21 protein-coding genes are annotated in these 25288 nt (G+C 42.2%); 9 read left to right on the top strand and 12 right to left on the bottom strand.

What is annotated here, in order from left to right; genetic code table 11:
- Window positions 1-79 precede the first annotated feature (79 nt).
- The 3 genes from gcvPB to gcvH are packed head-to-tail and all read right to left on the bottom strand — an operon-like array spanning window position 80 to window position 3275.
- Entirely contained in the window at window positions 80-1534 is a 1455-nt protein-coding gene (gene gcvPB, locus ATC1_RS04905; protein ID WP_152024235.1) for an aminomethyl-transferring glycine dehydrogenase subunit GcvPB, read from the bottom strand.
- Window positions 1521-2885, bottom strand: a complete 1365-nt coding sequence (gene gcvPA, locus ATC1_RS04900; protein WP_062278901.1) for an aminomethyl-transferring glycine dehydrogenase subunit GcvPA — start codon at window positions 2883-2885, stop codon at window positions 1521-1523. Before gcvPA ends, gcvPB begins: the two co-directional genes overlap by 14 nt.
- Entirely contained in the window at window positions 2886-3275 is a 390-nt protein-coding gene (gcvH, locus tag ATC1_RS04895; protein WP_062278899.1) for a glycine cleavage system protein GcvH, read from the bottom strand.
- A 411-nt stretch (window positions 3276-3686) separates the two neighbouring features.
- Between gcvH and ATC1_RS04890 the strand changes: the two genes are divergently transcribed.
- Window positions 3687-3938 carry a hypothetical protein gene (locus ATC1_RS04890; RefSeq protein ID WP_062278897.1) on the top strand — a complete coding sequence of 84 codons (252 nt, stop codon included), beginning with the start codon at window positions 3687-3689 and terminating at the stop codon, window positions 3936-3938.
- Window positions 3939-4030: 92 nt separating this feature from the next.
- Here ATC1_RS04890 and ATC1_RS04885 read toward each other — a convergent pair whose 3' ends face one another.
- The 3 genes from ATC1_RS04885 to ATC1_RS04875 form a co-directional block, all read right to left on the bottom strand.
- A complete protein-coding gene (locus ATC1_RS04885) occupies window positions 4031-5257 on the bottom strand; it encodes an MFS transporter (protein ID WP_062278895.1) in 1227 nt (408 codons plus the stop codon).
- Window positions 5229-5561 carry a Rieske (2Fe-2S) protein gene (locus ATC1_RS04880; RefSeq protein ID WP_062278893.1) on the bottom strand — a complete coding sequence of 111 codons (333 nt, stop codon included), beginning with the start codon at window positions 5559-5561 and terminating at the stop codon, window positions 5229-5231. Before ATC1_RS04880 ends, ATC1_RS04885 begins: the two co-directional genes overlap by 29 nt.
- Before the next feature lie 175 nt (window positions 5562-5736).
- Entirely contained in the window at window positions 5737-6819 is a 1083-nt protein-coding gene (locus ATC1_RS04875; RefSeq protein WP_062278891.1) for a response regulator, read from the bottom strand.
- A gap of 583 nt (window positions 6820-7402) precedes the next feature.
- Here ATC1_RS04875 and ATC1_RS04870 point away from each other — a divergent pair.
- The 3 genes from ATC1_RS04870 to ATC1_RS04860 all read left to right on the top strand — a co-directional run bounded on the left by ATC1_RS04870 (window position 7403) and on the right by ATC1_RS04860 (window position 10962).
- A complete protein-coding gene (locus ATC1_RS04870) occupies window positions 7403-8899 on the top strand; it encodes an RNB domain-containing ribonuclease (protein WP_062278890.1) in 1497 nt (498 codons plus the stop codon).
- Between the two features lie 13 nt (window positions 8900-8912).
- The gene (locus ATC1_RS04865) at window positions 8913-9662 is read left to right on the top strand and encodes a glutamine amidotransferase (protein ID WP_152024227.1); all 750 of its coding nucleotides are present in this window, start codon (window positions 8913-8915) and stop codon (window positions 9660-9662) included.
- A gap of 133 nt (window positions 9663-9795) precedes the next feature.
- The gene (locus tag ATC1_RS04860; protein ID WP_062278887.1) at window positions 9796-10962 is read left to right on the top strand and encodes an MFS transporter; all 1167 of its coding nucleotides are present in this window, start codon (window positions 9796-9798) and stop codon (window positions 10960-10962) included.
- A 186-nt stretch (window positions 10963-11148) separates the two neighbouring features.
- Here ATC1_RS04860 and ATC1_RS04855 read toward each other — a convergent pair whose 3' ends face one another.
- Window positions 11149-12117 (bottom strand): acetylxylan esterase, encoded by a 969-nt coding sequence (locus tag ATC1_RS04855; protein WP_062279000.1) that lies wholly within the window; start codon window positions 12115-12117, stop codon window positions 11149-11151.
- A 254-nt stretch (window positions 12118-12371) separates the two neighbouring features.
- Complete coding sequence (locus tag ATC1_RS04850; protein ID WP_062278885.1) at window positions 12372-12704, bottom strand: hypothetical protein; 333 nt, start codon at window positions 12702-12704, stop codon at window positions 12372-12374.
- A 319-nt stretch (window positions 12705-13023) separates the two neighbouring features.
- On the opposite strand from ATC1_RS04850, the gene ATC1_RS04845 reads away from it, so the two are divergent.
- Entirely contained in the window at window positions 13024-14604 is a 1581-nt protein-coding gene (locus ATC1_RS04845) for a S8 family peptidase (RefSeq protein WP_062278883.1), read from the top strand.
- A 99-nt stretch (window positions 14605-14703) separates the two neighbouring features.
- Here the strand turns inward: ATC1_RS04845 and ATC1_RS04840 are convergent, their stop codons facing one another.
- From ATC1_RS04840 to ATC1_RS04825, 3 genes are all read right to left on the bottom strand, one after another.
- Complete coding sequence (locus tag ATC1_RS04840; protein ID WP_082174666.1) at window positions 14704-17256, bottom strand: FtsX-like permease family protein; 2553 nt, start codon at window positions 17254-17256, stop codon at window positions 14704-14706.
- 53 nt (window positions 17257-17309) lie between these two features.
- Window positions 17310-18053, bottom strand: coding sequence for an ABC transporter ATP-binding protein (locus ATC1_RS04835; protein WP_062278880.1), 744 nt, complete (start codon window positions 18051-18053; stop codon window positions 17310-17312).
- Between the two features lie 132 nt (window positions 18054-18185).
- Window positions 18186-18773 (bottom strand): PadR family transcriptional regulator, encoded by a 588-nt coding sequence (locus tag ATC1_RS04825; RefSeq protein ID WP_062278877.1) that lies wholly within the window; start codon window positions 18771-18773, stop codon window positions 18186-18188.
- Between the two features lie 236 nt (window positions 18774-19009).
- Between ATC1_RS04825 and mvaD the strand changes: the two genes are divergently transcribed.
- The 3 genes from mvaD to arcC all read left to right on the top strand — a co-directional run bounded on the left by mvaD (window position 19010) and on the right by arcC (window position 22274).
- The gene (gene mvaD, locus ATC1_RS04820; protein WP_172667717.1) at window positions 19010-19984 is read left to right on the top strand and encodes a diphosphomevalonate decarboxylase; all 975 of its coding nucleotides are present in this window, start codon (window positions 19010-19012) and stop codon (window positions 19982-19984) included.
- A 126-nt stretch (window positions 19985-20110) separates the two neighbouring features.
- Entirely contained in the window at window positions 20111-21052 is a 942-nt protein-coding gene (locus ATC1_RS04815; RefSeq protein WP_062278873.1) for an AEC family transporter, read from the top strand.
- Window positions 21053-21317: 265 nt separating this feature from the next.
- Window positions 21318-22274 carry a carbamate kinase gene (gene arcC / locus ATC1_RS04810; RefSeq protein ID WP_062278872.1) on the top strand — a complete coding sequence of 319 codons (957 nt, stop codon included), beginning with the start codon at window positions 21318-21320 and terminating at the stop codon, window positions 22272-22274.
- Window positions 22275-22447: 173 nt separating this feature from the next.
- Here arcC and ATC1_RS04805 read toward each other — a convergent pair whose 3' ends face one another.
- Complete coding sequence (locus ATC1_RS04805; protein ID WP_062278870.1) at window positions 22448-22687, bottom strand: hypothetical protein; 240 nt, start codon at window positions 22685-22687, stop codon at window positions 22448-22450.
- A gap of 515 nt (window positions 22688-23202) precedes the next feature.
- Here ATC1_RS04805 and mutL point away from each other — a divergent pair.
- Window positions 23203-25014 carry a DNA mismatch repair endonuclease MutL gene (mutL, locus tag ATC1_RS04795; RefSeq protein WP_062278867.1) on the top strand — a complete coding sequence of 604 codons (1812 nt, stop codon included), beginning with the start codon at window positions 23203-23205 and terminating at the stop codon, window positions 25012-25014.
- Window positions 25015-25288 lie beyond the last annotated feature (274 nt).

Raw genomic sequence — 25288 nt, 5'->3', positions numbered from 1 at the left:
TCAACATCCATACACTCATCCATATCATGAATAAAACCGCATGCCCGAAATCCCTTCGGATTTCTGCAATCAGCAATATTTATTCTGTGATTTTCAAATCCTTTGCAGCTTTGACTTCATCCATCCGCCCGAATGGCGTATTAACCGGAGCATCGTGCAGTAATTCAGGCTGTTCATGCGCCTCTTTGGCAATGCTCCGCATCGCCTCAATGAACAGATCGAGTGTCTGCTTGCTTTCAGTCTCGGTCGGTTCAATCATCAGCGCTTCATGGACAATGAGCGGAAAGTAATTGGTTGGTGGATGAAAATCATAATCCATCAACCGCTTCGCAACGTCCAAAGCACGGACATCCGGAGCATCCGGCCATTTTACATCCAGAACAAATTCGTGCATACAGATACGATCATAGGGAAGCGGATATACATCCTTCAGCGCAGACATCAGATAATTTGCATTAAGGGTGGCAAATTCGGCAACTCGTTTTAATCCATCGCGCCCCAGCATCAGACAATAGGTGTAGGCTTTTACGATTACGTCAAAATGTCCCCAGAAAGATCCGACTTGTCCGATACTCTTTTCAGGCATTTTCCATCCATAGAGCGGAGGTAATTCATCGGTAGCTGGTTCAATGACAGCAGCGATTGGACCCGGCAGAAAGTCGCGCAACCGTTCGGTACAACAAACTGCACCGGCGCCTGGCCCTCCGCCGCCGTGTGGAGTAGCAAAAGTTTTGTGAAGATTAAAATGCATTACATCAAAACCCAGTTCAGCCGGTTTGGCGATTCCCAGCAAAGCGTTCATGTTCGCACCGTCGCCATATACCAGACCTCCGGCTTGATGGACCATGTCAATCGCCTCAATCAAATTTTCATCAAAGAGTCCAAGCGTGTTCGGGTTCGTGATCATAATTCCAGCGAGCTCGTCATTACAATAGGCGGCAAGTGATTTCAGATCGATATTTCCCCGCTCATTCGTATTGACAGGTTGTACCCGAAAACCGCACATCACTGAAGATGCGGGATTGGTGCCATGGGCGCTGTCAGGAATCAGCATCACCTTACGGCGACTGTTATCGCGCTGATTGTGATAAGCAGCTATCATTTTAACGCCGCTAAACTCGCCGTGAGCGCCAGCAGCTGGAGTCAGGGATGCTGCATGAAATCCACTGATTTCCTGTAGTATCTCTTGCATTTCATACAGAATTAACAAAGCGCCCTGCACTGTTTCTACCGGCTGCAACGGATGAAGCTGTGAAAACCCTGAAAATCTTGCGGCCTTTTCACAGATTTTCGGATTGTATTTCATTGTACAGGACCCAAGCGGGTAAAAGCCGGTATCTACCGAATAGTTCAATGCCGACAGCCGTGTATAATGTCTGACTACATCCATTTCTGATAATTCCGGTAGCGGTAAAGTTTCACGCATCAAATCATTCGGCAGCTCAGCCGCCTTGACATCCGATTTTGGAAATCTGAAACCGTTCCGCCCTTCAGAAGAGAGTTCAAAAATTGTTTTTTGTTCACGATTCATCATCATTTTCGTCTCCTGAAAGAATACGGCAGAAATCATCAATCGCCTCTTTTGAGTTCAATTCTGTCACCGCAATTAGCATCACATTCTGTAAAGATGGAATCATCCTGGAAAGATCCAATCCGCCCAGAATCCCATGGTGCAGCAAATGTTCGTTTATTTCGGAGACAGGTGCAGGACAAGCAACAGCAAATTCATGGAAAAACGGGGTCGAATTCAATACGTGAAATCCGGGTATCTTGCTAATTCTCTCGGCTGCGTAGTGTGCCTTGTCATAACACAATCGTGCCACATCCTGTAATCCTTTTTTTCCTAAAAGGCTCAGGTAGATCGCGGCAGTTAAGGCATTTAAACCTTGATTCGAGCAAATATTGGAGGTTGCCTTTTCGCGCCGGATATGCTGTTCACGAGCTGTTAACGTCAGCACATAGGCTTTTTGTCCGCGATTATCGACAGTTTCTCCGACAATTCGTCCCGAAACTTTCCGAATTAAATCCTTTTTTGCCGCAAAAAGTCCAAGATACGGACCACCTAACGATAGCGGAATTCCTAATGGCTGTCCTTCACCGACGACGATATCTGCTCCCATCTCACCAGGAGTTTTCAAAAGGCCTAAAGCGATTGGATTGACACTCATGCAGAACAACGCTCCTTTTGCATGGACTATTTCTGCAAATTCCGAGTAATCAAACAACTGTCCAAAAAAATCCGGATATTGAACCATCACCATCGCTGTTTCTTCGTCAATCAAATCAGCCAAATTCTGCGGCGTGACTGAATCTAATGATTTGAATTCGGGAATTTCGATATGTACACCGTCAAAATTCTCCAAATAGGTCTGCATGACAGCCGCATAGTGCGGATGAAGGCCAGGAGATACCAGTATTTTTTTTCGTTTACCGCGGAATTGATGATATGCCAGAATTCCCGCCTCGGCACAAGCAGTTGCGCCGTCATAATGGGATGCATTGGCAGCTTCCATGCCGGTGAGTCTGGCGATCAGACTTTGATATTCGAAAATTCCTTGCAGCGTACCCTGAGATATTTCCGGTTGATAAGGTGTGTAGGCTGTATAAAATTCTCCTCGGCTGATCAGATTGTCAATCACAGCAGGGATATAGTGATGATATGCTCCTGCTCCCAGGAAGCAGGAAACATCTTCGACGGAAAGATCAGCTTCTGCGATTTCTTTTAATTGAGCAGACGCTTCAATTTCAGTCATACCTTCATGCAGATTGATTTTTGGGAAGCGGTATCTCTTTGGAATTGCTTCAAATAAATCATCCATCGATTGAATACCGATTGCGGCAAGCATTTCATCCCGTTCGGCATCACTATGTGGAATGAACATCATTTATCCCCGTCCTTCGCAGTAAGTCTTATACTCCTCTGCATTCATCAGTCCGCTGGTATCAATACCATCTTCATTTTCTACTTGAATGAGCCAGGCTTTCCCAAACGGGTCGGCATTGATCAATTCGGGATTGTCAATAACAGATTCATTGGCCGCAACAACGACACCTGCCACCGGCGTATAAACATCAGAAGCGGCTTTAACTGACTCAACCGTACCAATTAAATCTGAGGCTTCGACATGATCACCTTCTGAGACACTGATTTCTACAAATACAATATCTGACAGGGAGTTTTGGGCAAAATCAGTAATCCCAACTGTAGCTTTTGTCCCTTTGACTTCAACCCATTCGTCATTCTTTGAATAAAAAAAGCCAGGAATAATATTCATGAAGAGCTCCTTGATGATGTTTTTGCTTTAATTATACGTGCGATTACGAATTCGTTGCGGTATAAATCAGTTATGACCCTGATTTCATGAAAGCAAGATCCATAATTTCATAACAAGGACCTTTACCATAAAGTTATATTTCGAATCAGCAATTCGAAATATTGACTCACTAAACTTATCAATCAGATAAAACTTGTTGGTATGATGATGTTGCGCGAAGCGCAACATCATCATAATAAAAAAGAACCCTGACCAAATTTCGAATCGCTGAATTGTGATTCTGTTGCTGTTTCATATGAGTATAATTAATTTAATGAGATCTTTCCTGTGCGTAAAAAATGCCCACAGGATCGATGAAATAGCTTATTCGGAATCGAGATCCTTTAAAAATTATCAAAAAGGAGAAAAGAGATGGCTGTCTTCTTATTAAATAACAGTCTAAAAGTGGAAGTTTTTGTAGACAAGGCAGATGCAGAATTTGAAGACGATATCTGCGTTCGAATCACTGAAGATTGTGCTGAGGATGAAAAAATTTTTTATGGAGGAGAAACCAACCTCTACTTGACCAGAGAGCAGGCACAGGAAATTATCAAAGAATTTCAAAAAGCGATTTCCGGACCGGATGCAATCCCTTTTTCAAGCTCGAAGGAAAAACCTTCATAAGCAAGAATCAACGGTGATTTGAAATAACCTTTCCTGATTCGATCGGTCATCCATATCTTTATTGGTATAAAAAGCCCCTGTTTAATGTTTTTTTATACTTTTAGGATAGACAATATCGCCGCAATAAAAATAAGGCCCAGGGAACTATAAACTTTCGGTAATCCGAAAAGAGGGATTAGGTTCAATGCGATGATCGGGCCGAGCGCGCTGCCCAGGTCACCCATACTATTAATCATACCAATGGCTTTGCTGGCAGATTCGCTTTGGAATCGGTCTCCTGCCCAGGCATACACCAATGTAGAAATCGCTCCTGTTGCGATACTGCCAAGAATTGCGCCAGTAAAAGCTAATATAGGAATAGATAATCCTAAAAGAAAAGTCGTACATGCGCCAAAGATTAACATGATCACTAAAGCGGTTTTCCTATTTCCTGTTCGATCAGTAAAAGCACCTGCTATTGGACCGCTTGTTGCTCCGATCAGTATTCGGAACGCACTATAAATACCTGCTAATGTCACAATTGGAACAAATGTATGGAACAGTTTTACGCCATCTCCCAAAAAACGTTCTAACCAAAGAACAGTTGTGGAAACAATTACACCGTTATATACAAAGTTTTGAGCAAATAATGGAATGCCGATGAATCCTGAAATCTTAAACAGACTTCGAGTATTCATAGCAGCTTGGGTCTGCGGCAATAGCGATTGATTTTTTTTACTCCGAAAAGATGTGATGGTTTCCGGTAAAAAAAATAACCAAACAATTACGTTCAGTGAACAAGCAAAAACAGTGAACCACATAGCTAAGTGAAAACCGAGCCAATCGCATAAAACACCTGCTGTCAGCGAACAAATTGTTAAACCAATCGTTGTCGTAAAAGCCAGAATTCCTGACATTTTTCCACGATTTTCATCAGTGGATATATCAAGGGTCATTGTTGTTGCACCGATCCATAACCCTGACCAGGCTAACCCCCAAATGACCCTTCCAGCAATCATCAAAGTGATGTTGGTACTAAGCGCATAACAAACAGATGCTATCACACCCAGAAATGCAGCGGGAATCATGATCTTTCGGCGTGGAAGATAACAATACAAAGTACCAACCGGATGATTTGTTAATAGCCTTGCTAACCGATTTAATCCCAGAATTAGTCCAACTGCACCTGTCGTTAAACCCGTTTGAAGAAGTATTTTTTCTTGAGGAAGTGCGACATATAATATCGTATCTCCCAATGTACCAAGGGCTAATCCCAGGGATAAAGGGATAAACAGTTGTGTTGAAGTAATCTTATGATTCGATTCCGATGAAAATTTCATTGCCTTCAATTTTAACAGGATATGTCTGAATATTTTTCACATTCACTTTTATGAACAGGAGTTTTCCCTGCTCGATAACTTCGCCTGTTTTTAGATTGAAGCCAGATCCATGTTTTGGACAAAATACTGCGTCTCCCTTAAATATTCCATCATAGAGAGATCCACCCATATGCGGGCAGCGATTGTTGACAGCATAATAGACATCTTTTTTTCGTACCAGAAGAATTTCTGTACCATTGAAATCAATTTTTTTCTTTGCTATTGCAGCGAATTCCTGAACTTCGGCAACTTTTACAAATTTCATTAGTCCTCCAAATTATGAAAAAAAAGTAAATAACAAAATGATCTTCTTCTGGATAGTAACCAAAAGAATTCACTTTTTCCAAAGAAATTTCAGCAATTCAAAATCGAACCGTATTGCAAATTACCGAGGGTGTTTTTCAATTGTTGAAACAAAAAAAAAGAAATATTTGACTGTTTTAATCCAGATATTCTATCCAGATTTGATCAAATGTGCTTTCCAAATTTGTAAATAAAGAAATCAACTCAGGATCAAAACTGACCCCGGCGCTTTCAACGATGCTTTCACATGTAACATGATGCGAAATCGGGGTTTTATAAATACGCTTCGACCGCATCGCATCATAGACATCCGCAATTGCCATTATCCTTGCGCTGAGAGGAATCTGATTGCCCGCCAATCCTTCCGGATATCCTTGTCCATTCCACTTCTCGTGATGTGACCTGGAAATTTCAATTCCCATCTTCAGGAATTCATTATTCGGGAAATGATCCTGTACAACTTCCAGCGTTTGGGCACCGATGACTGCATGGCGCTTCATGATTTCGAATTCGTCTGGAAGTAGTTTCCCTGGTTTCAGAAGGATGCTGTCAACTATACCTACTTTTCCAATATCATGCAGCGGACTGGCTTCAAAAATTCGTCTGCAGAAATTTTCGTCCACAATACTCTGATACGTTTCAGTATTGCGCAATTCATCTGCAAGTGTTTTACATAAGATTCTGATACGTTCCAAATGTCTTCCGGTATCGGTATCACGAATTTCAGCCAATTTTGCAAGGCCAAAAATCATACTCATCTGAGATTCTGAGATTTCCTTGACTTGCCGCTGTACCTGCTGTTCCAACTCGTTTTGCAGCCGGCTCAGTTTCAAATGAGTCTCCACTCTGGCTTTCACTTCTTCAAATTGAAATGGTTTGGAAATATAATCCAAACCTCCGACTTCAAAAGCTTTGACTTTTTCCGATGTTTCGGTTAAGGCGCTGATGAACAAAACTGGAATATCTTTTAAGGAAGCATCTTTTTTCAACCGGGAACAGACTTCAAAACCGTCCATTTCAGGCATCATGATGTCAAGCAGAATTAAGTCCGGTTTTGATAACCGTGCAGCCTGGATGGCTAATCTTCCATTCGGAACCGGCCTGACAGTAAATCCGCAATCTTTTAACATTCGACTTAATAATGTCAGGTTTTCAATCGTATCATCGACTATCAGAATATTTGCTTTCTCAGAGAGAAAGGATTTTTCACGATTTTCCATAGACCGCCTTTGAAAAAAATTGGGAATGAAACGCTTTTTCCGCAATTGTGTGACTGTCCTGGCTGTATGAAAAAGGAAATTATCCAAGTATTTGCGGGATAATGTGCTTTCGATTCAAATCTTTGTACAAAAATACTGTTATTTTAATTATAGCAATTTATTTGCCCGATTACATGGTCCAATCAGCAATTTACAAAATGAGAAGGATGATTTGCTGTAGTGGTATTTTCCTGTAGGAGAGAATTCCGTAAGGGTGAAGCAATCTACTGACACTTGAGGGAAGGTTGATTCATCGAGCTGACGCTTTCCTCGCAATGACAGATCAATCCATGAATCATACATCATATAAATCTTTGTCACGTAGCGCAAAATTATAAGAACAACAAATTTTCTTGATTGATTCGAAAAGCAAATTCAAATTCGGAATCGTTGTTATAGATTGCTGACAATGACCATTCCCCTAGTTGATGATAAGATTAAATAGGAAATAACCGTTCGACGGATACTTTCATAAACTTAAATAAAACTGCATCCCCTTGTTTTTTTCTGAAAAAGAATCGCTTATCTAAGGAAGAGAGGAACTATGGATAATTTTAATGAACAAAATCAGGATCATCTGAAAATTCTGCAAGATATTGCACAGCGCGTCTTAAATGAACGCGGATTATATTCTGAGTTTTCACAAGATGTCATTGAAGAAATGGAAAAAATCAATTTTCCGGCTTCGATTGATCATAATCCATTGATACAGGATTTGCGAGATCTTCTCTGGGCATCGATTGATAATGATGACTCATTGGATTTGGATCAATTAACAGTTGCAGAACCTTTACCAGATGGATCCATTCGCATCCGCGTTGCTGTGGCAGATGTCGATGCTTTGATAAAGCGCGGTTCCGCAATTGATCAATTTGCAAGCCACAATACGACTTCCATTTATACTGCAGCCAAGGTTTTCCCGATGCTGCCGGAGAAATTTTCCACGAATCTGACATCTCTGAATTTTCATGAAGACCGACTGGCGATTGTTACCGATATGATCTATGACAAAAAAGGAACATTAAAAGAAGGAAAGATTTACCGGGCAGTTGTTCGTAATCAGGCAAAATTGGCGTATAACAGCGTTGCTGCCTGGCTGGATGGGAAAGCCAGTGAACCGGCAGCGATTGCTTCCGTACCTGGACTGGCTGAGAATATTCGCCTTCAGAAAAATATTGCTGAAATTCTTGAAAAGAATCGCGATTATAGAGGTGCTCTCAATCTGGATACGATTGAAGCCAGACCGGTTTTTCAAGGAAATCAGATTGTTGATTTGCAGGTTGAACAAACAAATTGTGCCAAAAAGATTATTGAAAATTTCATGATTTGCGCGAACAGCGTTTGTGCCCGCTATTTGGAAGATCTGAAAATTCCGGATATTCGTCGAGTTGTCCGCAAGCCAAAAAAATGGGATCGCATTGTCGAATTTGTGAAAGAATACAATTTCCAATTGCCCGGTTCACCTGATTCCAGAAAATTAAATGAATTTCTCATGAAGCAGCAACAGGCAGATCCACTGCGCTTTCCGGATGTGTCACTGACAATTATCAAACTGTTAGGATCCGGTGAATATGTGGCACAAAAGCCAGGATTGGAAGCACCCGGACACTTCGGTCTCGCAATAAAAGACTATACGCATTCTACAGCTCCCAACCGACGTTATCCGGATTTAATCACACAGCGGTTGCTGAAAGCTGCTCTGGAAAATCAGCGATCTCCCTACTCTTTCGAGGAATTAGCAACATTAGCCATACATATGACGGAACAGGAAGATATTGCGACAAAAGCAGAACGCCAGGTTGAAAAATCCGCCGCTGCATTGTTGTTAAAATCAAAAATCGGGAAACAATTTGACGCATTGGTTACAGGAGCTGCCCAGAAGGGAACCTGGGTTCGTCTGATCGACATTCCAGTGGAAGGAAAATTAGTCAGAGGTTTTTCAGGGTTGAAAGTGGGCAATCGAGTTCAGGTGGAATTGATCAGTGTGAACGTCGATCAGGGTTACATTGATTTCACAAGGGCAAAATCTTACAAAAAATGATATCGGAGTAAAAATGAAAAAGATACTGTTTGTAGGAGAGACTTGCACAATCAGCCAGACATATACCAAAGGGTACGATCATGTAACCATTTCACGATATGCTGAAGCAGGCAGATCGATGGTGGATGCGTTAAAAGAAAACGGCATCGATATCGAATTATTCCCGATTCATCTGGCTCACAGTAATTTTCTCGACACGCTTGAAACATTGAACCAATACAGCGTCGTGATTTTCAGCGATATCGGCAGCAATACCTTTCTCGTTCCCCCGCAGACACATGCCAATGCGGTACGCATGCCCAACCGATTAAAGCTGATTAAAGAATATGTATCGCGAGGTGGCGGATTTTTGATGTGCGGCGGATATCTCAGCTTTACCGGTTATGAAGGAAAAGCCCGTTATGGGATGACTCCGATCGCCGATATTTTGCCGGTTGAAATGCTTCCGTATGATGACCGGATTGAATGTCCGGAGGGAATTTTCCCCCGTGTTTTACAGCCAGATCATCCGATCATGAAGGGTATTGAATCCGATTGGCCGGATTTTCTCGGATACAATCGAGTAAAAGCGAAAACACAAGCATCCGTCATTCTCGGATTTGAGAACCAGGATGTATTATTGGCTGTTCAAGATTATCAAAATGGGAGAACAGCAGCTTTTGCCAGTGACACACTCCCTCATTGGGCAACCCCTGAATTCATCCACTGGAAATCGTACACGCCTTTTTTTACCAATCTTCTTCATTGGCTCTCGAAAGATTGATCGGAATCAATAATTCTGCTTCGCATTTCTATGAAAGACAATTTTTTTTATCGAAAACCGCTGCGAAGCGGAATTGTTTTTTAATTATGTCGTACAATTGTGGAAATTTACAATAAAGAAAAATAGGACCATCATGGCAAAAATCGAAACAAAAGATAATAACCCAAAAATTCTCGCTTTAAGCGCCAGTCATATGGTGAATGATACTTTTCAGGCAATTATTCCAACCTTAGCGCCTTATTTTGTAGAGAAATTTGCCATTTCGACCACAATGATCGGCATGGGAACAGTTGCACAGCAACTGCCCTCCATTCTTCAGATTTTCATCGGACGCATTGCTGATAAAAAAAATCTGAAGTACTGGATGATCTTTGCTCCTCTGGTCACTTCGATTGTTCTGAGCTGCCTGTCAATTGCGCCTTTTTATAGTCTCGTGATTCTAATGATTTTCATCAGCGGAATCAGTTCTGCCGTATTTCACTCGATTGCGCCGGTTTGCTGTGGAAAATTGGGTAACAATCATCTTGGCAGATCCATGAGTATTTTCATGGTCGGCGGCGAAATTGGACGCGTACTTGGTCCTCTGATGGTGATTTCGGCACTCAGTTTTCTGACCATGCAACAACTGCCCTGGTTGATGGTAATTGGATTTGCTGCAACAGCGATCTTTTTTGTGCTGCTCCGCGATATTCCGTTTGTGCCGACAGAACTGGAAGAAGGAAATCATCCGATAGAATTAAAAGATGCGATTCGAAAAATCACTCCAGTAATGCTGGTTATCTGCGGAATCCTTTTCACAAGAAACTTCCTGATTACAGGCATGTCCTCTTATCTGACGCTCTTTCAAACCCAGAGAGGAATTAATCTCTCTCTGGCGAGCATATCTTTATCCTTGATGCAGATCGCCGGAGCGCTGGGGGCATTGTTAGGCGGAACATTGAGTGACTTTTTCGGTCGTCGAAAGATGCTTTTATTCGGTTATCTGCTCACCCCGATTGCAACAATTCTCTTTGTTAAATCACCGATTGGGCTCAGTTTCGTCTTTCTGATGATACTGGGCTTCACAAACATTTCCATGTACCCGATTCTGATGATCATCGTTCAGGAACAATTCCCGGAATTCCGCGCATTTGCGCTTGGAATCTTTCAAACTGCAAATTTTATCTTTTATTCAATTGATGTTACCATTATGGGGAAAGTCAGCAACCAATATGGAATTTCAACCGCATATATGATGGGCGCGTTGATCATGCTGATCGGCACGCCATTATTGCTGCTTGTCCCCAGAAAAAAACCATAACGGTGGTATTCAAAAAAGCATTTCGGAATCCGGGACAGATTACTTGTTTTTGGGTATTTTTACACTACATGCAAAAACAACCCAACAACGATTTTTCTCGCTTTTCTTAAGAGTTTTTTGAATTGCCGGATATGAAACCCCTAACAGCTCCAGTTTCAATACGCCGATACCCGAAAAATCCGCTGATTACTGCCAGAGACGAGAAAGCATTTTCATCCGCTCAATATTTTGGAAAGTTGATCCACCTTCATGATGGTTATAAGGCCAGACTTCTATTTGTTTTTCTCCGGCATAATAATTATAGGCGGCAAAGACTGTCGAAGGTGGACAAATCTCATCCATCAATCCTGAGGAAAATAAAGCCGGTGCATTTGCCCGAACTGCAAAGTTTAGCCCGTCAAAATACGACAAAGTGTGAAATACGGTTTCGATCTTATCCCGATGATTCCTGCAGTATTGGGAGATTTCATTGTATGGATTTGCGTCGGTAATTTCTGTCGCTCTCCGGTAATGACACAAGAAAGGTACATCGCATAAAACAGCAGACAAATCCGGAATCAGTCCGGCTGCTGCCAAAGACACTCCACCACCTTGAGAATTACCCAGGACTGCGACTCTGTTTTTGTCCACCAAAGGATTGGCACGCGCTGCTTCTACAGCTCGAACAGCATCTGTGATCAATCTGCGATAATAATAGGTCTCCGGTCGCAGAATTCCGCGTGTCATGAAGCCAGGGAATTGTGGATTGGATCCTTCCGGTTCAAGGTCTGGTGTATCGCCGACCTGCCAGGAGCTTCCCTGTCCGCGTGTATCCATTACAAAATGAGCATAACCGGCATTGCTCCATAACAACCAATCCAACGGTTTTCCTCTTCCGCCGCCATATCCTATATATTCCACAACACAGGGAAGTTGTCCATTTCGGTCCCGAGGGAGTAAAAACCACCCTTTGATCGGTTGACCGCCATACCCGCAGAATGTTACATCAAACACATCCAACAATTTCAATCCGCATGCAACTGGTGTAAAACAAGCATTCAGATCAAATTTTCGAGTTTCCGTCAGTGTCTGTGCCCAGAATGAATCAAAATCCGCAGGTTCTGTACGCAGAGGCAGATATGTTTTTAATGCTTCAAGCGATAAATCAAATTGCATATGAGATACCTTTCTTTTTTCTTTTTCTTCAATGATAAAACGAAAGTGAATCGTTAACTCGTAAATTCCCAGCAATTTCTATGAAAATAGAATTCAATTTTCATGATCGGATGTGTAATTTCTTTCATCTGCTGTTCGAAATATGGATTGACTTTTCGAATTGAGAACAACAAAGAATTCTTTTAAAATTTCAATTTAATGGTAGATTCTTGGAAAATCACATTTGATAGGATCTTTTCAGAAGGAAAAAATAATTATTTCATTTCAGAATTCTGATCAATCAATTGATCCCGCCGGATTGCTGCAGTTTCCAGTACTGTAGAATCTGAATCCTGCAGCAAAATTTCTTGTAAAACATTCAAGTCAGTAATATGACGCACTGCGCTCCGCCGAACACTGGCATCCTGATCTTCCTTTGCTGCTTTCTCCCATAATTCAGGCTCATTCAATTGAAAGAGAGCCTCTGTTCTGACTTCCGACAAGCGTCCAAATTGTGCAAGTTGACGTAAAAGGTTTTTATCAGTAATTTTTCGCACTGCTCGAGAAGCTGCAACCGGATCGCTGCTCATCCATGTTTCATAGAACATAAATACCTCTAATAAATAAAACTGATCATTCGAGTATTTTTTAAAGAATGCAATATTACCGCAAATGTACGCCTGCCAGGGAAAAAGTCAGCGTGCATCTTCATGACACAAAAATTATAGCATGTCAAAAAACAACCAGTAAATCGAAATTTAAAAGATCGATTCGTTGATGTAACGTTTTTTCTCTTTTCTCGAAAGGCTTATTATAAGTTCGAATCGTGCGCTTTTCGAGTGATGGTACAAAAATTGCAATGTTGTAATTCGCAGGAATTCTCAATTTCAATTCTTAATAAATTTCACTTTTCATTGAGGAACTTACATGAACAATAAGAAGCGTGTCTTTTTTGCATGGATCATCACCCTTTTCATTGCTGCGATGACATTTTGTTCGGCTTCAGCAAATAATTCAGAAAATATATTTCTTAATGTATCCAGACCGTTAACCAGTGAGCAATCGACAGCGCTTGAAGCCTTAAAAATTGCCCAATCCTCTCAGCTATCACCTATAGACATCAATGCATTCCAAAATTTAAGTGAAAACGATTTGGAGAAAATTAACGATAAAAACTTACTGGATTTTGTGCAGACAATCCGACAACAGACTGACGCGTCTCAAAAAGGACCAATTTTACCGGTAAAAGAGTTTAAAGTCCTTTTCAAATATGAATCCGACAGCAAAGAAAGCGTTCAGGCTTTGGCAGCCTCGCTCGGTATCGGAGATATATATTTCTATAAATATACCAATGTTTTTTCGGTCATTGCTGACGCAAATCAATTGGTAAAACTTCTTCAGAATAATCAGAACATCATCAGAATTGAAACCGATAAACTCAGTACTCCGGAAGCCATAACACTGGGATCAGCTACAGAAGCAATCACCCATGTCAGCATGATGCATCAAGCCGGCTATGAAGGCGCTGATGCCTATATTGCAATCCTTGATACAGGCCTTGACGCTTCCAATCCGGAATTCGGTGGAAGAGTGACCCATGAACATTGCTGGTCTTCACCGGCAAATCTTTTACCGGATCTCCTTTCGGTTGCAAGTTGTACTGATTCAACCAGAACAATTCAATTAACGGAATCAGAATCCGCCTATCCTTATTGGGGTGGATTATCAAGTTCCTGGTCGCATGGTTCCCATGTTGCCGGAATTGCCGCAGGCAATGGCGGAATCGCTCCAAAGGCAAATATTATTGCACTCCAAGTTTTTTCGAATTTCACTGTTTATGGATCACAAACAAACCTTGCGCTTTCCTGGGACAGCGATCAGATGAAAGCGCTTGAATATCTTATCGATCTCCGCGAATCCGGTTTAAATATTGTCGCTTTCAACATGAGCCTGGGAGGAGGAAGCTGCAGCGGTTATTGTGAAAATGATCCAAGAAAGCCATTATTTGACCGGTTGGTAGAGCTTGGAACCATCCCGGTAATAGCTGCCGGAAATAATCATTACAATGGATTTATCAACTATCCGGCTTGTATTCCCAGCGCTTATTCGATCGGCGCCGTAAACTATGTCAACAACAAACCGGAAATCGTTAGCTTCTCCAATCATGCGCTGGCAGTGGATTTGCTGGCGCCTGGGGTTAACATTCTGTCCACAATTCTAAATGGATCATACGCATATGCCTCCGGAACATCGATGGCAACGCCGATGGTGACTGGTGCAATCGCATTGGTTGCAGGGAAGGTACCGGAAACAACCGGAGTAAATGTTGAATCTTTCCTGCAAAAAGTATCAACACTCAGTGCCACGCGCGATCGATATACTCGAAAAATTCTTGATTTTTCAAAAGTACCGAAAATCATCGAGGCATTGAAAGAACCCTGGTGGATAGTCGGAGATACAAGTCAATCGAATCAACCGGTTTACAACTTTGAAGGAAGCGTTTGGTAAAAATGAATTTGAACAGTTATTCGAGAAAAAAATAATTTTTGATTGTTATGTTGTTTTTGCACAAAGCGCAAAAACAACATAACAACATTTATTCCTGATTCATTCGTATCGCAGAGCTCTGATGACATCCAGGCGTGCAGCCTGCCGCGATGGAATGACAGCTGCTAAAATGCCAAAACTCAGCCCGATAATGAGAGCAGCCAAAACACCGGACAACGGGAAAATATATTCGGAAGGCATAAAGGTTCCAATCCCTTTAACGAAAAGGAATCCCAGATAAAGCCCGCCCAAAATACCCAATATGGTTCCAAAAGCAGCCAACAGGAGCCCTTCCACAGTCATCATCAGGCGAATTTGTTTTCTTGTTGCGCCCACTGCACGCAGCATTCCGATTTCGCGTGTCCGTTCGATGACGGCGATGGACAGTGTGTTTAACATTGCCAGCAAAGAAGGCACAGCCAGTAAAATCAGCAAAAAGTAAAAACCCGAAAAAGCTGTTTGCAGTTGATTCATCAAGGATTGCGAGTATTCTTTTCCTGAAATCACTGTAAACTGATCATATCCGGATGCAGCAGTTTTAATGGCGGCGTCCGCAGCATTGATATCCGCATTTTCCTTCAAATTTACCTGGATAAAAATATCTTCCGTCACTTGAAAATCTTTTTCCATATTCTTCTGAGAGATAAAAACTGTTGTCACTTTTGCATTTAATAAATCATTCACTACGGCTGCCACACGATATGGTTTTCGGCCATCTGTTGTCGCCAATTCAATGACATCCCCTTTTTTTGCGCCGACAGTCATGGCAAATATGCTGTTAATAAACATGGATCTGCCATCATTTAATTGATCGTAATCCGATTCACTGCCATCAACAAAGGTCAATCCGCCAGCCCAGGGATAATCATGTGGATTAATTCCTAAGACGGAAACCGAATTTTCATTCACCTTGCTTTCTGCAAAACGCAGTGAAGAAACCACATCAACCTGCTCAACAGCGCGCAGTTTTTGTTCCAAATCAGCACTGGCACCAATATTGGTCCCCCATAAAGAGACAGAAGGCGGAACTAATAGATAATCGCTTCCCATAGATATCTTGATCAGATTTGCCACAGAGATACTGACACTGGACACGAGCGTACCTGCAGCAACAGCGACAGCCAAGCCCAGCAGCGTTGCGCTGACAGTAATGGCAGTTCTGCCTGGATGACGTGCCATATTTCCCTGTGCTAATTCACCAATACCCTGACGGTGATAGATTCTGGCAATAATTTTCCCGAACAGCAATGCAAACGGTCGAACAACAGCAGGCGTGATACAGACCAGTCCGAGCAGAAAAGCAAAGGCGCCTGCAGCAATCCATGACATTTGATCGGAAAACAGCAATAGGATTCCGACTCCGATAAAGATGGATCCGATCAGGAAGAAGATACCGGTTTGTTTCCGGTAATTGACATCTGCAACGGAAGGACGCAATGCATCCAATGGCGTGATGCGCGCTGCTTTGATCGCCGGAATCAACCCGGACAAAACAGAGATGGACACACCGAGGAGCAAACAGATACCAACCAGCGCTGGAGGAACAACGGGAGTTCCCAGCTTGATATTGACAAAAGCGCTCATTGGTTCTTGAGCCAGGCGTAGAATACCATAACCCAAAAAATATCCTGACACAATACCCGCAAGCGATCCGATGATTCCTTGAATCAAACCTTCTATCAGGATCATACCGGTTATCATACTGCGGCTGGCGCCGACAGCCCGCAGCAAACCGATATCATAACGCCGTTCAAGAACGATCGTTCTGAAGGTATTAAAAATAATAAAAGCGCCCATAAACAAAGCCAGTACTCCAAATATATTCAAGATCATCTGACCCATATCCATGACGCCTAACAATTCTTCATTACTGTTTAATGTCCCGATTTGAAAATCCAAGCCAAGCCGTTCCTGGATTGCATTAACAACTTCATCGCGTTTTCCCTGATCTTCAAAATTATCGATATTTGCTTCAATCAGGTTGATTTTCCCAGAGCAGTTCATGATTTCCTGCGCGTAAGGTAGATTTACAAAAATGTCCTCATCACCAGGAAGTGTACGCGGGAACAGAAGCCCCACAACGGTCAACTGTTTCTCACCGACAACCGTGGGGATCCGCATGGAATCCCCGATTTTTACGGATATTTTATCCGCGAGAGACTGCGTAATGACAACAGCATCTCGATCTTCTGGCAGCAAAAAACGGCCATCTTGCAAAGGAAATGAATGGACCGATTGAACATTATCAAGATCCAATCCTTGCAGATTCAGGACGGAGACGCGATCCGGTTTCTCACTGTCCTGATCAAAGTAATTCTTCGGTAAATTGATCGTCCGAACCATTTTCCCCGTTGCGGCGAGCACGCCGTTGATTGGCAAAACATTTTCAACCAGCGATTGATCAAATAAATTGCCCGTGATATGAGAAATCGTCAAGCTTGCCTGACCGGAAGCCGCATAGATGTTGGTTTTAATGGCAGTGATCATTGTTGGCAGAACAATATTCATTCCAAAAATAACTAATACGCCGAATACAATTGCCAGCGTTGTCAAAGCAGTCCGCATTTTTCTGCCACTCAAGTATCGAAGTGCCAAACGAAATTGTATGTTCATGGAATCACCCTTCGAAAAGATTAAAAAGAACCCTAATCAGTTCTTTTTCATTTTTAATCTGAAATCTTCTTCATTTTGTCAGCGACCAGACCTGCGTTGTTATCATTCTTTTTCTCAAGTATGGTTTCATCGATGACGCTGCCATCCTTTAGAAAGATGATTCGGTTGGCATAAGCAGCAATCCTTGGATCGTGTGTAACCATGATCACAGTTCGGTTGTAATCATTCGAGACATTTCGCAGCAATCCGGCAATTTCGTCCCCGGAATGCGTATCCAGATTTCCGGTCGGTTCATCTGCGAGTATGATAGTCGGATCGGCTACTAACGCACGCGCAATGGCAACCCGTTGTTGCTGACCGCCAGAGAGCTGATCAGGACGATTTTTCATTCGGTTTGCCATACCGAATCGCTCCAGCCATTCACATGCTTTCTTTCGGGCAAGATCCGGTTTCATTCCATCCAGCGTCATTGGTAAAGCGGCGTTTTCCGCTGCATCTAAAACAGGAATCAAATTAAAAAACTGAAAAACAAATCCGATCTTTCTTCTTCGCAGTTTTGTTAATTCATCATCGCCCATTTCAGCAATCGAGATCTGATTAATGCGTACAATTCCACTGGTCGGTTTATCCAAACCTCCTAAGAGATGCATCAATGTGGATTTTCCGCAGCCACTGGGACCCATTACGGCAACGAACTCACCTTCTTCAATCTGAATGTTGACGCGATCCAATGCTGTTACCGCTGTCTCATTTTTCCCGTAGATCTTGGTTAAATTTTCAGTTTGAATAACTGACATTTTTCCTCCTTTTTTTGAACTCCCTCTTCGTATTCAGTAATCCATAATTTCAATGCGTTTTTTGAACTTGGCGATGTTTTTTTATCAGGAATAAGCAACGCGTCCATATTTCGAATCATTCTTTTGCATAAATTAATCGGTATTTTTTTTGGGTCTTCCTCTTGGCCGAACATCCGGTTCGGGAAATGGCTGCTTTTTTATTTCCTCCAATCGAACTTCAATCATCTCAAGCCATCGGATGTCAGCTTCCAAATGCATGATCATCTTATCCTGAAAGAGAATCTGTGCCATTTCGCTCTTCGGGTTGTACTGATCACGCTGTGCGGTTGCCCGATGCAATTCCTGAAGCAGATGCATTCTTTGTTTTTGAATGATCCACGATGGATTAATATCTGTGGAAATCAACGCTGTCATCAATTTCAAGAAAAAATCGTCCCGTTGATGATCCCCTACCGTCGGATTTGTAAACCATTCAGCCAATTCCTCTTTTCCATTTGCCGTAATTGCATAAATCTGCCGTTCGGGGCCGCCGTCCTGTTGTACTTCCGTTTTTTGGACGAAACCATTTTTTTCCAATCGGTTCAGCGTCGTATAGACCTGAGCAGGCTTTAAATCCCAATCTTGCCCACCGCCAGCCAATGCCAAGATGGCAGCATGCAGCTCATAACCGTGACTAGGATGCTGTGCCAAAAGTCCAAGAATTGCATATCTGACAGACATATTTATCTAATAACCTGGTTAATAGTTTTACAATCTTATATATACTAAACAAGTTAATAGTTTTTGTCAAGAAGTTTTTAAGCTTTCCTGCGGTTCATAATTTGGGAAGAATTATTTGTTGTTGTGATATTTTTGTGCAAATGGTGTTTCCAACTTTCAAAATGCTGATTGCTGTCAAAGAACACTCAGCTCAGGTTCATGGTAAACTAAAAGAAAATCAACAAAATGAGGTATCCATGGCAGTCCGAACAGCAGCCGCTATCGCTCATCCGAACATCGCATTCATTAAGTATTGGGGCAATAAAGACGATTTGCTGAGGCTCCCTATGAATGGATCCATCTCGATGAATCTAGGGACTCTATATACGAAAACGGTCGTGAGTTTTCGGGATGAGCTGCACTGTGATACGCTGAAAATCAATGATAAGGAAATTAATGGAGAAGCATTGACGCGTGTCGCGAAATTTCTCGACATTATCCGCTCCATGTCAGCAGAACCGCGCTTTGCTTCTGTAGAAAGCGTCAACAATTTTCCGATCGGAGCAGGGATTGCATCATCAGCATCTGCATTTGCAGCGCTGGCGCTTGCCGGCAGCGCTGCAGCCGGTATGGAACTTTCAGAGGCGGAGTGTTCCCGATTAGCACGTAGAGGATCCGGTTCCGCTTGCCGTTCTGTTCCTGGAGGCTATTCTGAATGGCTGGCGGGAGATGACGACCAAAGCTCACTCTCCATTTCCATCGCAGCTGAGGATTACTGGGATTTGATTGATTTAATTGTCGTCGTATCAGAAAGCCACAAAAAAGTCGGCTCGACCGCAGGTCATCGTATGGCAGTCACCAGTCCTTATCAGCAAATGAGAGTCGAATCTGCACCAGAACGGCTTCTTGAATGTCGGAATGCCATTCTGCAACGCGACTTCAACCGGCTGGCAGAAGTCAGCGAAAAAGACAGTACGATGATGCATGCGGTTATGATGACGCAAAATCCACCACTTTTTTACTGGGAACCTTTATCGCTCGATATTATCAAAACCATCATGGATTGGCGAAAAGACGGATTTCCCTGTTTTGCCACGCTGGATGCAGGTCCCAACGTTCATATAATCTGCCCTGCTTCTGTTTCAGCTGCCTTACAGCAAAGGTTGGACAAAATCCCGGGAGTTAAAGAAATCATCCGATCCAATATTGGCGGTGCAGCCGTTCTGGTATAATTCCGCTGCATTATTCATCAAGTATTCTTGTTCTGATGCTAAGAAACAAGGTACATCAAAATACAGATAGACGGAAGAAAAGTTCATCGCCAACCCGATTGATTCAGAAATGATCCTGAAAATCCCATGCAAAACATACTCAACCTCATAATTCCCATATTGTCCATAATCCTGATCGGATATGCAGCAGGGAAATTTAAGATTTTAAAAGTTGAAACCAGTGACATACTCACTCGTTTCCTTTTTTTCTTTTGTCTGCCAAGCCTGACTTTTTCCAATATTTATCAGTCAAAACTGGAAGATTTATTGAATTATCGATTTTTATTCACCTTCCTTTCCGGTATGCTGATCGTTATCACACTGCAATATCTTTTATACAACCGCCTGTTTCACATCCGTGGTCAGGAATTGGTCATGCTGACGATGGGTGGTTTTTACGCAAATATCGTCTACATGGGTGTTCCAGTCACTTCATTGATCCTCTCTTCGGTCATCCCGCCTTTAATTGCATTATTCCTTCAGGCTTCCTTTTTTTTCCCGCTTTCCATTTTCTTGATGGATCAATTCTGTGAACCGAAGCCAAAAAGAGATCGATTTGGGACGATACTCTTGGTAGTAAAAAATCCCATTTTGATCGCAAGTTTTCTGGCAATCCTTTCATTGGTATTAAAAATACATTACCCGCAATTTTTAATCTCGACTTTTGAGTTAATGGGGAAACCGGCAGCAACAACCGGACTCTTTGTCCTTGGTTTCACCAGTAACCTGCCTGCAGGCAGTATGATTTCAAAACATGAAATGAAAATGGCGCTCATCGCATCCTTTTTTAAAGTGATTGTTCAGCCATTGATCGCTTTCCTGATCGGTAAATACCTTTTCCGTCTGGATGCCTGGTGGTTATCCGCTGCCGTGATCTGTTCCATGCTTCCAACCGCTGTAAATCATTTCATCGTCAGCCAGAAATACCATAGCTGCGGGAACGAATCCCGTTTGATCATCCTTTTTACAACCATCGGTTTTTGTATCATGATCAGCTGTTATCTTCTGATTTTCGGAGTCATCCAGTAACTGCTTACGAATTACTGATACACCATAGTGTTCCATTTCCCCTCACAGAAATTCATCATATTATTCTGTCTTTCGAATCGTAGAAGAATTTACAATTTTTCATTTTTTGGTTTTTTGTAATAAACTTCGACAGTAAGTAATCTTTTCTATTTTTGAATTTTTGCAATTTGACAATATTGAATCAGTGTATAATATTTGTCAGACAATGTAGCTTCGGTCATAAGAAGCTTAAAAAATATTATTCGAAAACGAAAAAGGGATTTCAATGGAAAAAAAGGTTGCTGTTGTCGCTATTGGCGGAAATTCATTAATCAAGGATAATGCCCATCAGTCCTGTCAGGATCAATATCTGGCTGCGAAAGAGACTGCTAAGCACATCGTGGATATGATTGAAGCCGGTTGGGAAGTTGTAATCGGACATGGGAATGGGCCACAGGTAGGATTCATCCTGCAAAAAGCAGAAATTGCTGAAAAACAGGCAGGACTCTCCATGGCACCGCTGGATGTATGCGGAGCACAAAGCCAGGGGCAAATCGGATATATGCTGGTTCAGAATCTACAAAATGAACTGAAAACACGTGGCATTAATAAGCCCGTTGCCTGCGTTTTGGAACAAACTATTGTTGACAAGAATGACCCGGCATTTCAACATCCGACCAAACCAATTGGCGGATTTATGACGGAAGAGGAAGCCAATATCAAAGCGGAATCAGACGGCTGGACGGTAGTCGAAGATGCCGGCCGCGGATGGAGACGTGTTGTCGCATCCCCGCTTCCGATGGAAATTGTGGAGCTCGATGCCATTAAAGCCTTAATTCAGGCAGGAATTGTTACCATTTCAATCGGCGGCGGTGGTATTCCAGTGATTAAAAACGAGGATGGAAGTCTGGAAGGTGTTTCAGCTGTGATTGACAAAGATTTTGGCAACAGTCTGCTGGCACGAAAAATCAATGCGGATTTACTGCTGATTTCCACCGCAGTTGAGAAGGTAGCGATCAATTATGGAACGCCGGAACAAAAATGGCTTGACAAGATGACATTGGACGAGGCAAAAGCCTATCTGAAAGAAGGCAAACATTTCAAAAGCGGCTCAATGGCGCCCAAAATTCAAGCTTGTATCTGGTTCTTGGAAGCCGGCGGTAAACAAGCCCTGATTACCAATCCAGAAAATATTGGACGTGCGTTGAGGGGAGAAACAGGAACGATGATCACAGCAGCTTAGGCTGTTGTTTATGATGCAGTTAAAAAAAGTGTCTTCTTCAGATGAAGGAAGACACTTTTTTCATTCAATATTTCATAACAAGGAGAATCCGTTCTTCTCCCCAATCCAGTAATTCAGTGATTCGAATTTTGGAAAAAAATTTATTGATATTTCGAATTGCTGGAATCAACCGATTAATAATCAGGGCAGGCTTCACCCCCGCATGGCAAATGATAAGTAAGACAAAACCAGCAAGGATCCAAAGGATTCGGATTACGAATGTCATTCCTGCCGCCGGCGATTTTTTCAAGGATTTCATCCGATAATGATTCACTCTGATCTGGTTGATAACCTTCACTGACCAGGAAATCCATTCTTTCCTCTGAATTCTTATACTGCGACAATTGCTTCATAAATTCTTCTTTAGACAGCATATTAATTTCCTCTTTTCATAAATCAATAAAACTGGGAAAATTTAACAGAACGATTTTCCGGATGACAGTCTGAAAGAAAATAATTATGAACTGTTCAAAAACACGGGAGGATCCGGAATCCGTTCATGTCATTCGATATTTAATTAGTACTACGAATAATCTGCTGGCGATATAGGAAGAATATCATCAAAAATTAAGGAGGATGATAAGTTTTCGCGCAACAGATAAAAAAAATGACAAAATTTCATCCGGTTGTGAATTCTGTCAAACAGGTGATGATATTTCTATCGTTCGGATAGGAAGTCCAATCTTTCAATCCATCGTTTATTTTTTATTATTGTATCGTTTTTGCGTGATGCGCAAAAACGATACAATAATAAAAAATACCCGTTTTTCGAATCGCCGTTTTTTGAAATAGATGTGCAACGATTATAATCTTATCAAAAGTATTAATTCGAAATTAGGAAAAGCCCTTGTAATGATGAGCATATTTCGAATTATCAGAGGAGAGGCTGATGGCCATTCGAATACTTGCAGATGAGGTAGTTTCGCAGATAGCCGCAGGAGAAGTCATCGAACGACCTGCCTCTGTGGTCAAGGAACTGATCGAAAATGCGATTGATGCAGGTGCATCAGCCATAATGATTCGAACAGAAGAAGCAGGAAAACGGATCATTGAGATTATCGACAATGGCTGCGGTATCCAATCGGATGAACTTGAAAAAGCCGTTATGCGGCACGCAACCAGTAAACTGACAAACGCAGAAGATTTATTTCATATTCATACATTGGGATTTCGTGGTGAAGCGCTGGCTGCTGCCGGTTCAGTCTCACGCATGCGGATAACCACCTGTACTGCAGAAGGCAATAACGGTTATTCCATTACGGTGGATGGTGGAAAAATCACCGGTATCCATCAAACCGGAACGAAACAGGGCACAATCGTTCAAGTTACTGATTTATTTTACAATGTTCCTGCCAGATTGAAATTTCTCAAAAGTGACGTTACGGAACGGAACCAGATTGAAATTCTGATCTCCAGATATGCGCTCGCTTATCCAAATATCCGCTGGCAAAGCACACATGATGGTAAACCGGGTATCCGGACAACCGGAAATGCTGATTACCGCGAAGTTCTGACAGCTATCTATGGTGTTGACATAGCAAAGAAACTGATAGAAATCGATCTGAAAGAAGAAGGAATCTCGGTTTTTGGATTTATCAGCCCGGTTGCTCTGACTCGTTCCAATCGCAGAGAAATGAATTTTTTTGTTAACGGCCGCTGGATTCAGGATGTCCAGCTTAATTCCGCCATCATTCGGGCATATCAGTCGCTGATCATGGTTGGCCGATATCCCATCGCGGCATTATTCATCTCCATGGATCCGGAAGAAGTAGATGTGAATGTTCACCCCTCCAAAGCCGAAGTCCGATTTCGGTCTCCGGACAAAGTATTCGGAATCGTGCATCGCGCTGTTCGACGCAGCCTGATCTTTCAGTCTCCCGTTCCTGAAATTCATTCTAATGCACAATGGCCTGGATGGCATGCTCCTGCAAATCCGCAATCAAACGACAACGAACTTACGACTGTGGTGGATAATCCGGCAGAAGGTATACCTGTTGCATTTTGGAGAACTGAGTTACCTCAAAATCAAATCCCACCCAACAATTCTATACCTGCGGGCAGCTCATCCGCTATCTTGCAACCGCAGTCGAATTTTCAAACTGCCCCGATTAACCCGGGATTTCCAATTCTGCGTTGGATCGGTCAAATCGGAGGAACCTATGTCATTGCAGAAGGACCAGACGGACTTTATCTGATTGATCAACATGCGGCACATGAACGTATTTTATTTGAAAAGTTAATGGGGCAGGTTGATTCCCGAATTGCTTCTCAATCGTTGCTGGAACCCGCCATTGTTCAGGTATCCGCCTGGCAGACTTCGCTGCTGGAAGAAAACATGGATATATTGACCAGGCTCGGATTTCGGATTGAATTATTCGGTCCGGCAACGTATCGAATCCTGTCAATTCCGGAAATTTTTACAAAAGGAAATCCGGCAGCCGCTGTGCGTTCCATCGTTGAGGATTTTGAAGAAGATGAAACGCCGCTCCAATCTGAAATTGAAAAAAGGATTGCCGGCCGGATTTGTAAAAGTATGGCTGTTAAAGCCGGACAACCTTTATCGGAAGAGGAACAGCGAGGATTAATCCGGGATTTAGAGAATTGTCAATCACCAAGAACCTGTCCGCATGGTCGCCCTACGATGATTCATTTAAGTATTCATCTTTTGGAACGACAATTCGGAAGAAAAGGTACAATATAATAAAAAAAGAATCTTTTTTGATTCTTTTAAGAGAAAGCGCTAAACCAGTAATTCATAATTTGGAAAAGACTTTTTCGAAAAGAGAGAAAATTTGTTGCAGGTGTGTTTTTGCGGATCATAAATATTAACCGGCAACGACATTGAATTCTTTCCGAATTTCGAAACGCTGGCGCCAAAGACTATTTGAATCGGTGACTTTGGATACATTGTAGACTGGATTTTATGATTTTTGAAATAAAGTATTGAAGAGAGAAGTTTTCCTATCTTACTTTTT

This window comes from Flexilinea flocculi, from assembly GCF_001192795.1.
Taxonomy (GTDB): domain Bacteria; phylum Chloroflexota; class Anaerolineae; order Anaerolineales; family Anaerolineaceae; genus Flexilinea; species Flexilinea flocculi.
This window is presented reverse-complemented; position numbering and strand designations above follow the sequence as displayed.

Excerpts from the sequence above, each read along its gene's own strand:
- gcvPB (WP_152024235.1), bottom strand. The coding sequence starts at position 1,534 with ATGATGAATCGTGAACAAAAAACAATTTTTGAACTCTCTTCTGAAGGG.
- gcvPA (WP_062278901.1), bottom strand. The coding sequence starts at position 2,885 with ATGATGTTCATTCCACATAGTGATGCCGAACGGGATGAAATGCTTGCC.
- gcvH (WP_062278899.1), bottom strand. The coding sequence starts at position 3,275 with ATGAATATTATTCCTGGCTTTTTTTATTCAAAGAATGACGAATGGGTT.
- ATC1_RS04890 (WP_062278897.1), top strand. The coding sequence starts at position 3,687 with ATGGCTGTCTTCTTATTAAATAACAGTCTAAAAGTGGAAGTTTTTGTA.
- ATC1_RS04885 (WP_062278895.1), bottom strand. The coding sequence starts at position 5,257 with ATGAAATTTTCATCGGAATCGAATCATAAGATTACTTCAACACAACTG.
- ATC1_RS04880 (WP_062278893.1), bottom strand. The coding sequence starts at position 5,561 with ATGAAATTTGTAAAAGTTGCCGAAGTTCAGGAATTCGCTGCAATAGCA.
- ATC1_RS04875 (WP_062278891.1), bottom strand. The coding sequence starts at position 6,819 with ATGGAAAATCGTGAAAAATCCTTTCTCTCTGAGAAAGCAAATATTCTG.
- ATC1_RS04870 (WP_062278890.1), top strand. The coding sequence starts at position 7,403 with ATGGATAATTTTAATGAACAAAATCAGGATCATCTGAAAATTCTGCAA.
- ATC1_RS04865 (WP_152024227.1), top strand. The coding sequence starts at position 8,913 with ATGAAAAAGATACTGTTTGTAGGAGAGACTTGCACAATCAGCCAGACA.
- ATC1_RS04860 (WP_062278887.1), top strand. The coding sequence starts at position 9,796 with ATGGCAAAAATCGAAACAAAAGATAATAACCCAAAAATTCTCGCTTTA.
- ATC1_RS04855 (WP_062279000.1), bottom strand. The coding sequence starts at position 12,117 with ATGCAATTTGATTTATCGCTTGAAGCATTAAAAACATATCTGCCTCTG.
- ATC1_RS04850 (WP_062278885.1), bottom strand. The coding sequence starts at position 12,704 with ATGTTCTATGAAACATGGATGAGCAGCGATCCGGTTGCAGCTTCTCGA.
- ATC1_RS04845 (WP_062278883.1), top strand. The coding sequence starts at position 13,024 with ATGAACAATAAGAAGCGTGTCTTTTTTGCATGGATCATCACCCTTTTC.
- ATC1_RS04840 (WP_082174666.1), bottom strand. The coding sequence starts at position 17,256 with ATGAACATACAATTTCGTTTGGCACTTCGATACTTGAGTGGCAGAAAA.
- ATC1_RS04835 (WP_062278880.1), bottom strand. The coding sequence starts at position 18,053 with ATGTCAGTTATTCAAACTGAAAATTTAACCAAGATCTACGGGAAAAAT.
- ATC1_RS04825 (WP_062278877.1), bottom strand. The coding sequence starts at position 18,773 with ATGTCTGTCAGATATGCAATTCTTGGACTTTTGGCACAGCATCCTAGT.
- mvaD (WP_172667717.1), top strand. The coding sequence starts at position 19,010 with ATGGCAGTCCGAACAGCAGCCGCTATCGCTCATCCGAACATCGCATTC.
- ATC1_RS04815 (WP_062278873.1), top strand. The coding sequence starts at position 20,111 with ATGCAAAACATACTCAACCTCATAATTCCCATATTGTCCATAATCCTG.
- arcC (WP_062278872.1), top strand. The coding sequence starts at position 21,318 with ATGGAAAAAAAGGTTGCTGTTGTCGCTATTGGCGGAAATTCATTAATC.
- ATC1_RS04805 (WP_062278870.1), bottom strand. The coding sequence starts at position 22,687 with ATGCTGTCTAAAGAAGAATTTATGAAGCAATTGTCGCAGTATAAGAAT.
- mutL (WP_062278867.1), top strand. The coding sequence starts at position 23,203 with ATGGCCATTCGAATACTTGCAGATGAGGTAGTTTCGCAGATAGCCGCA.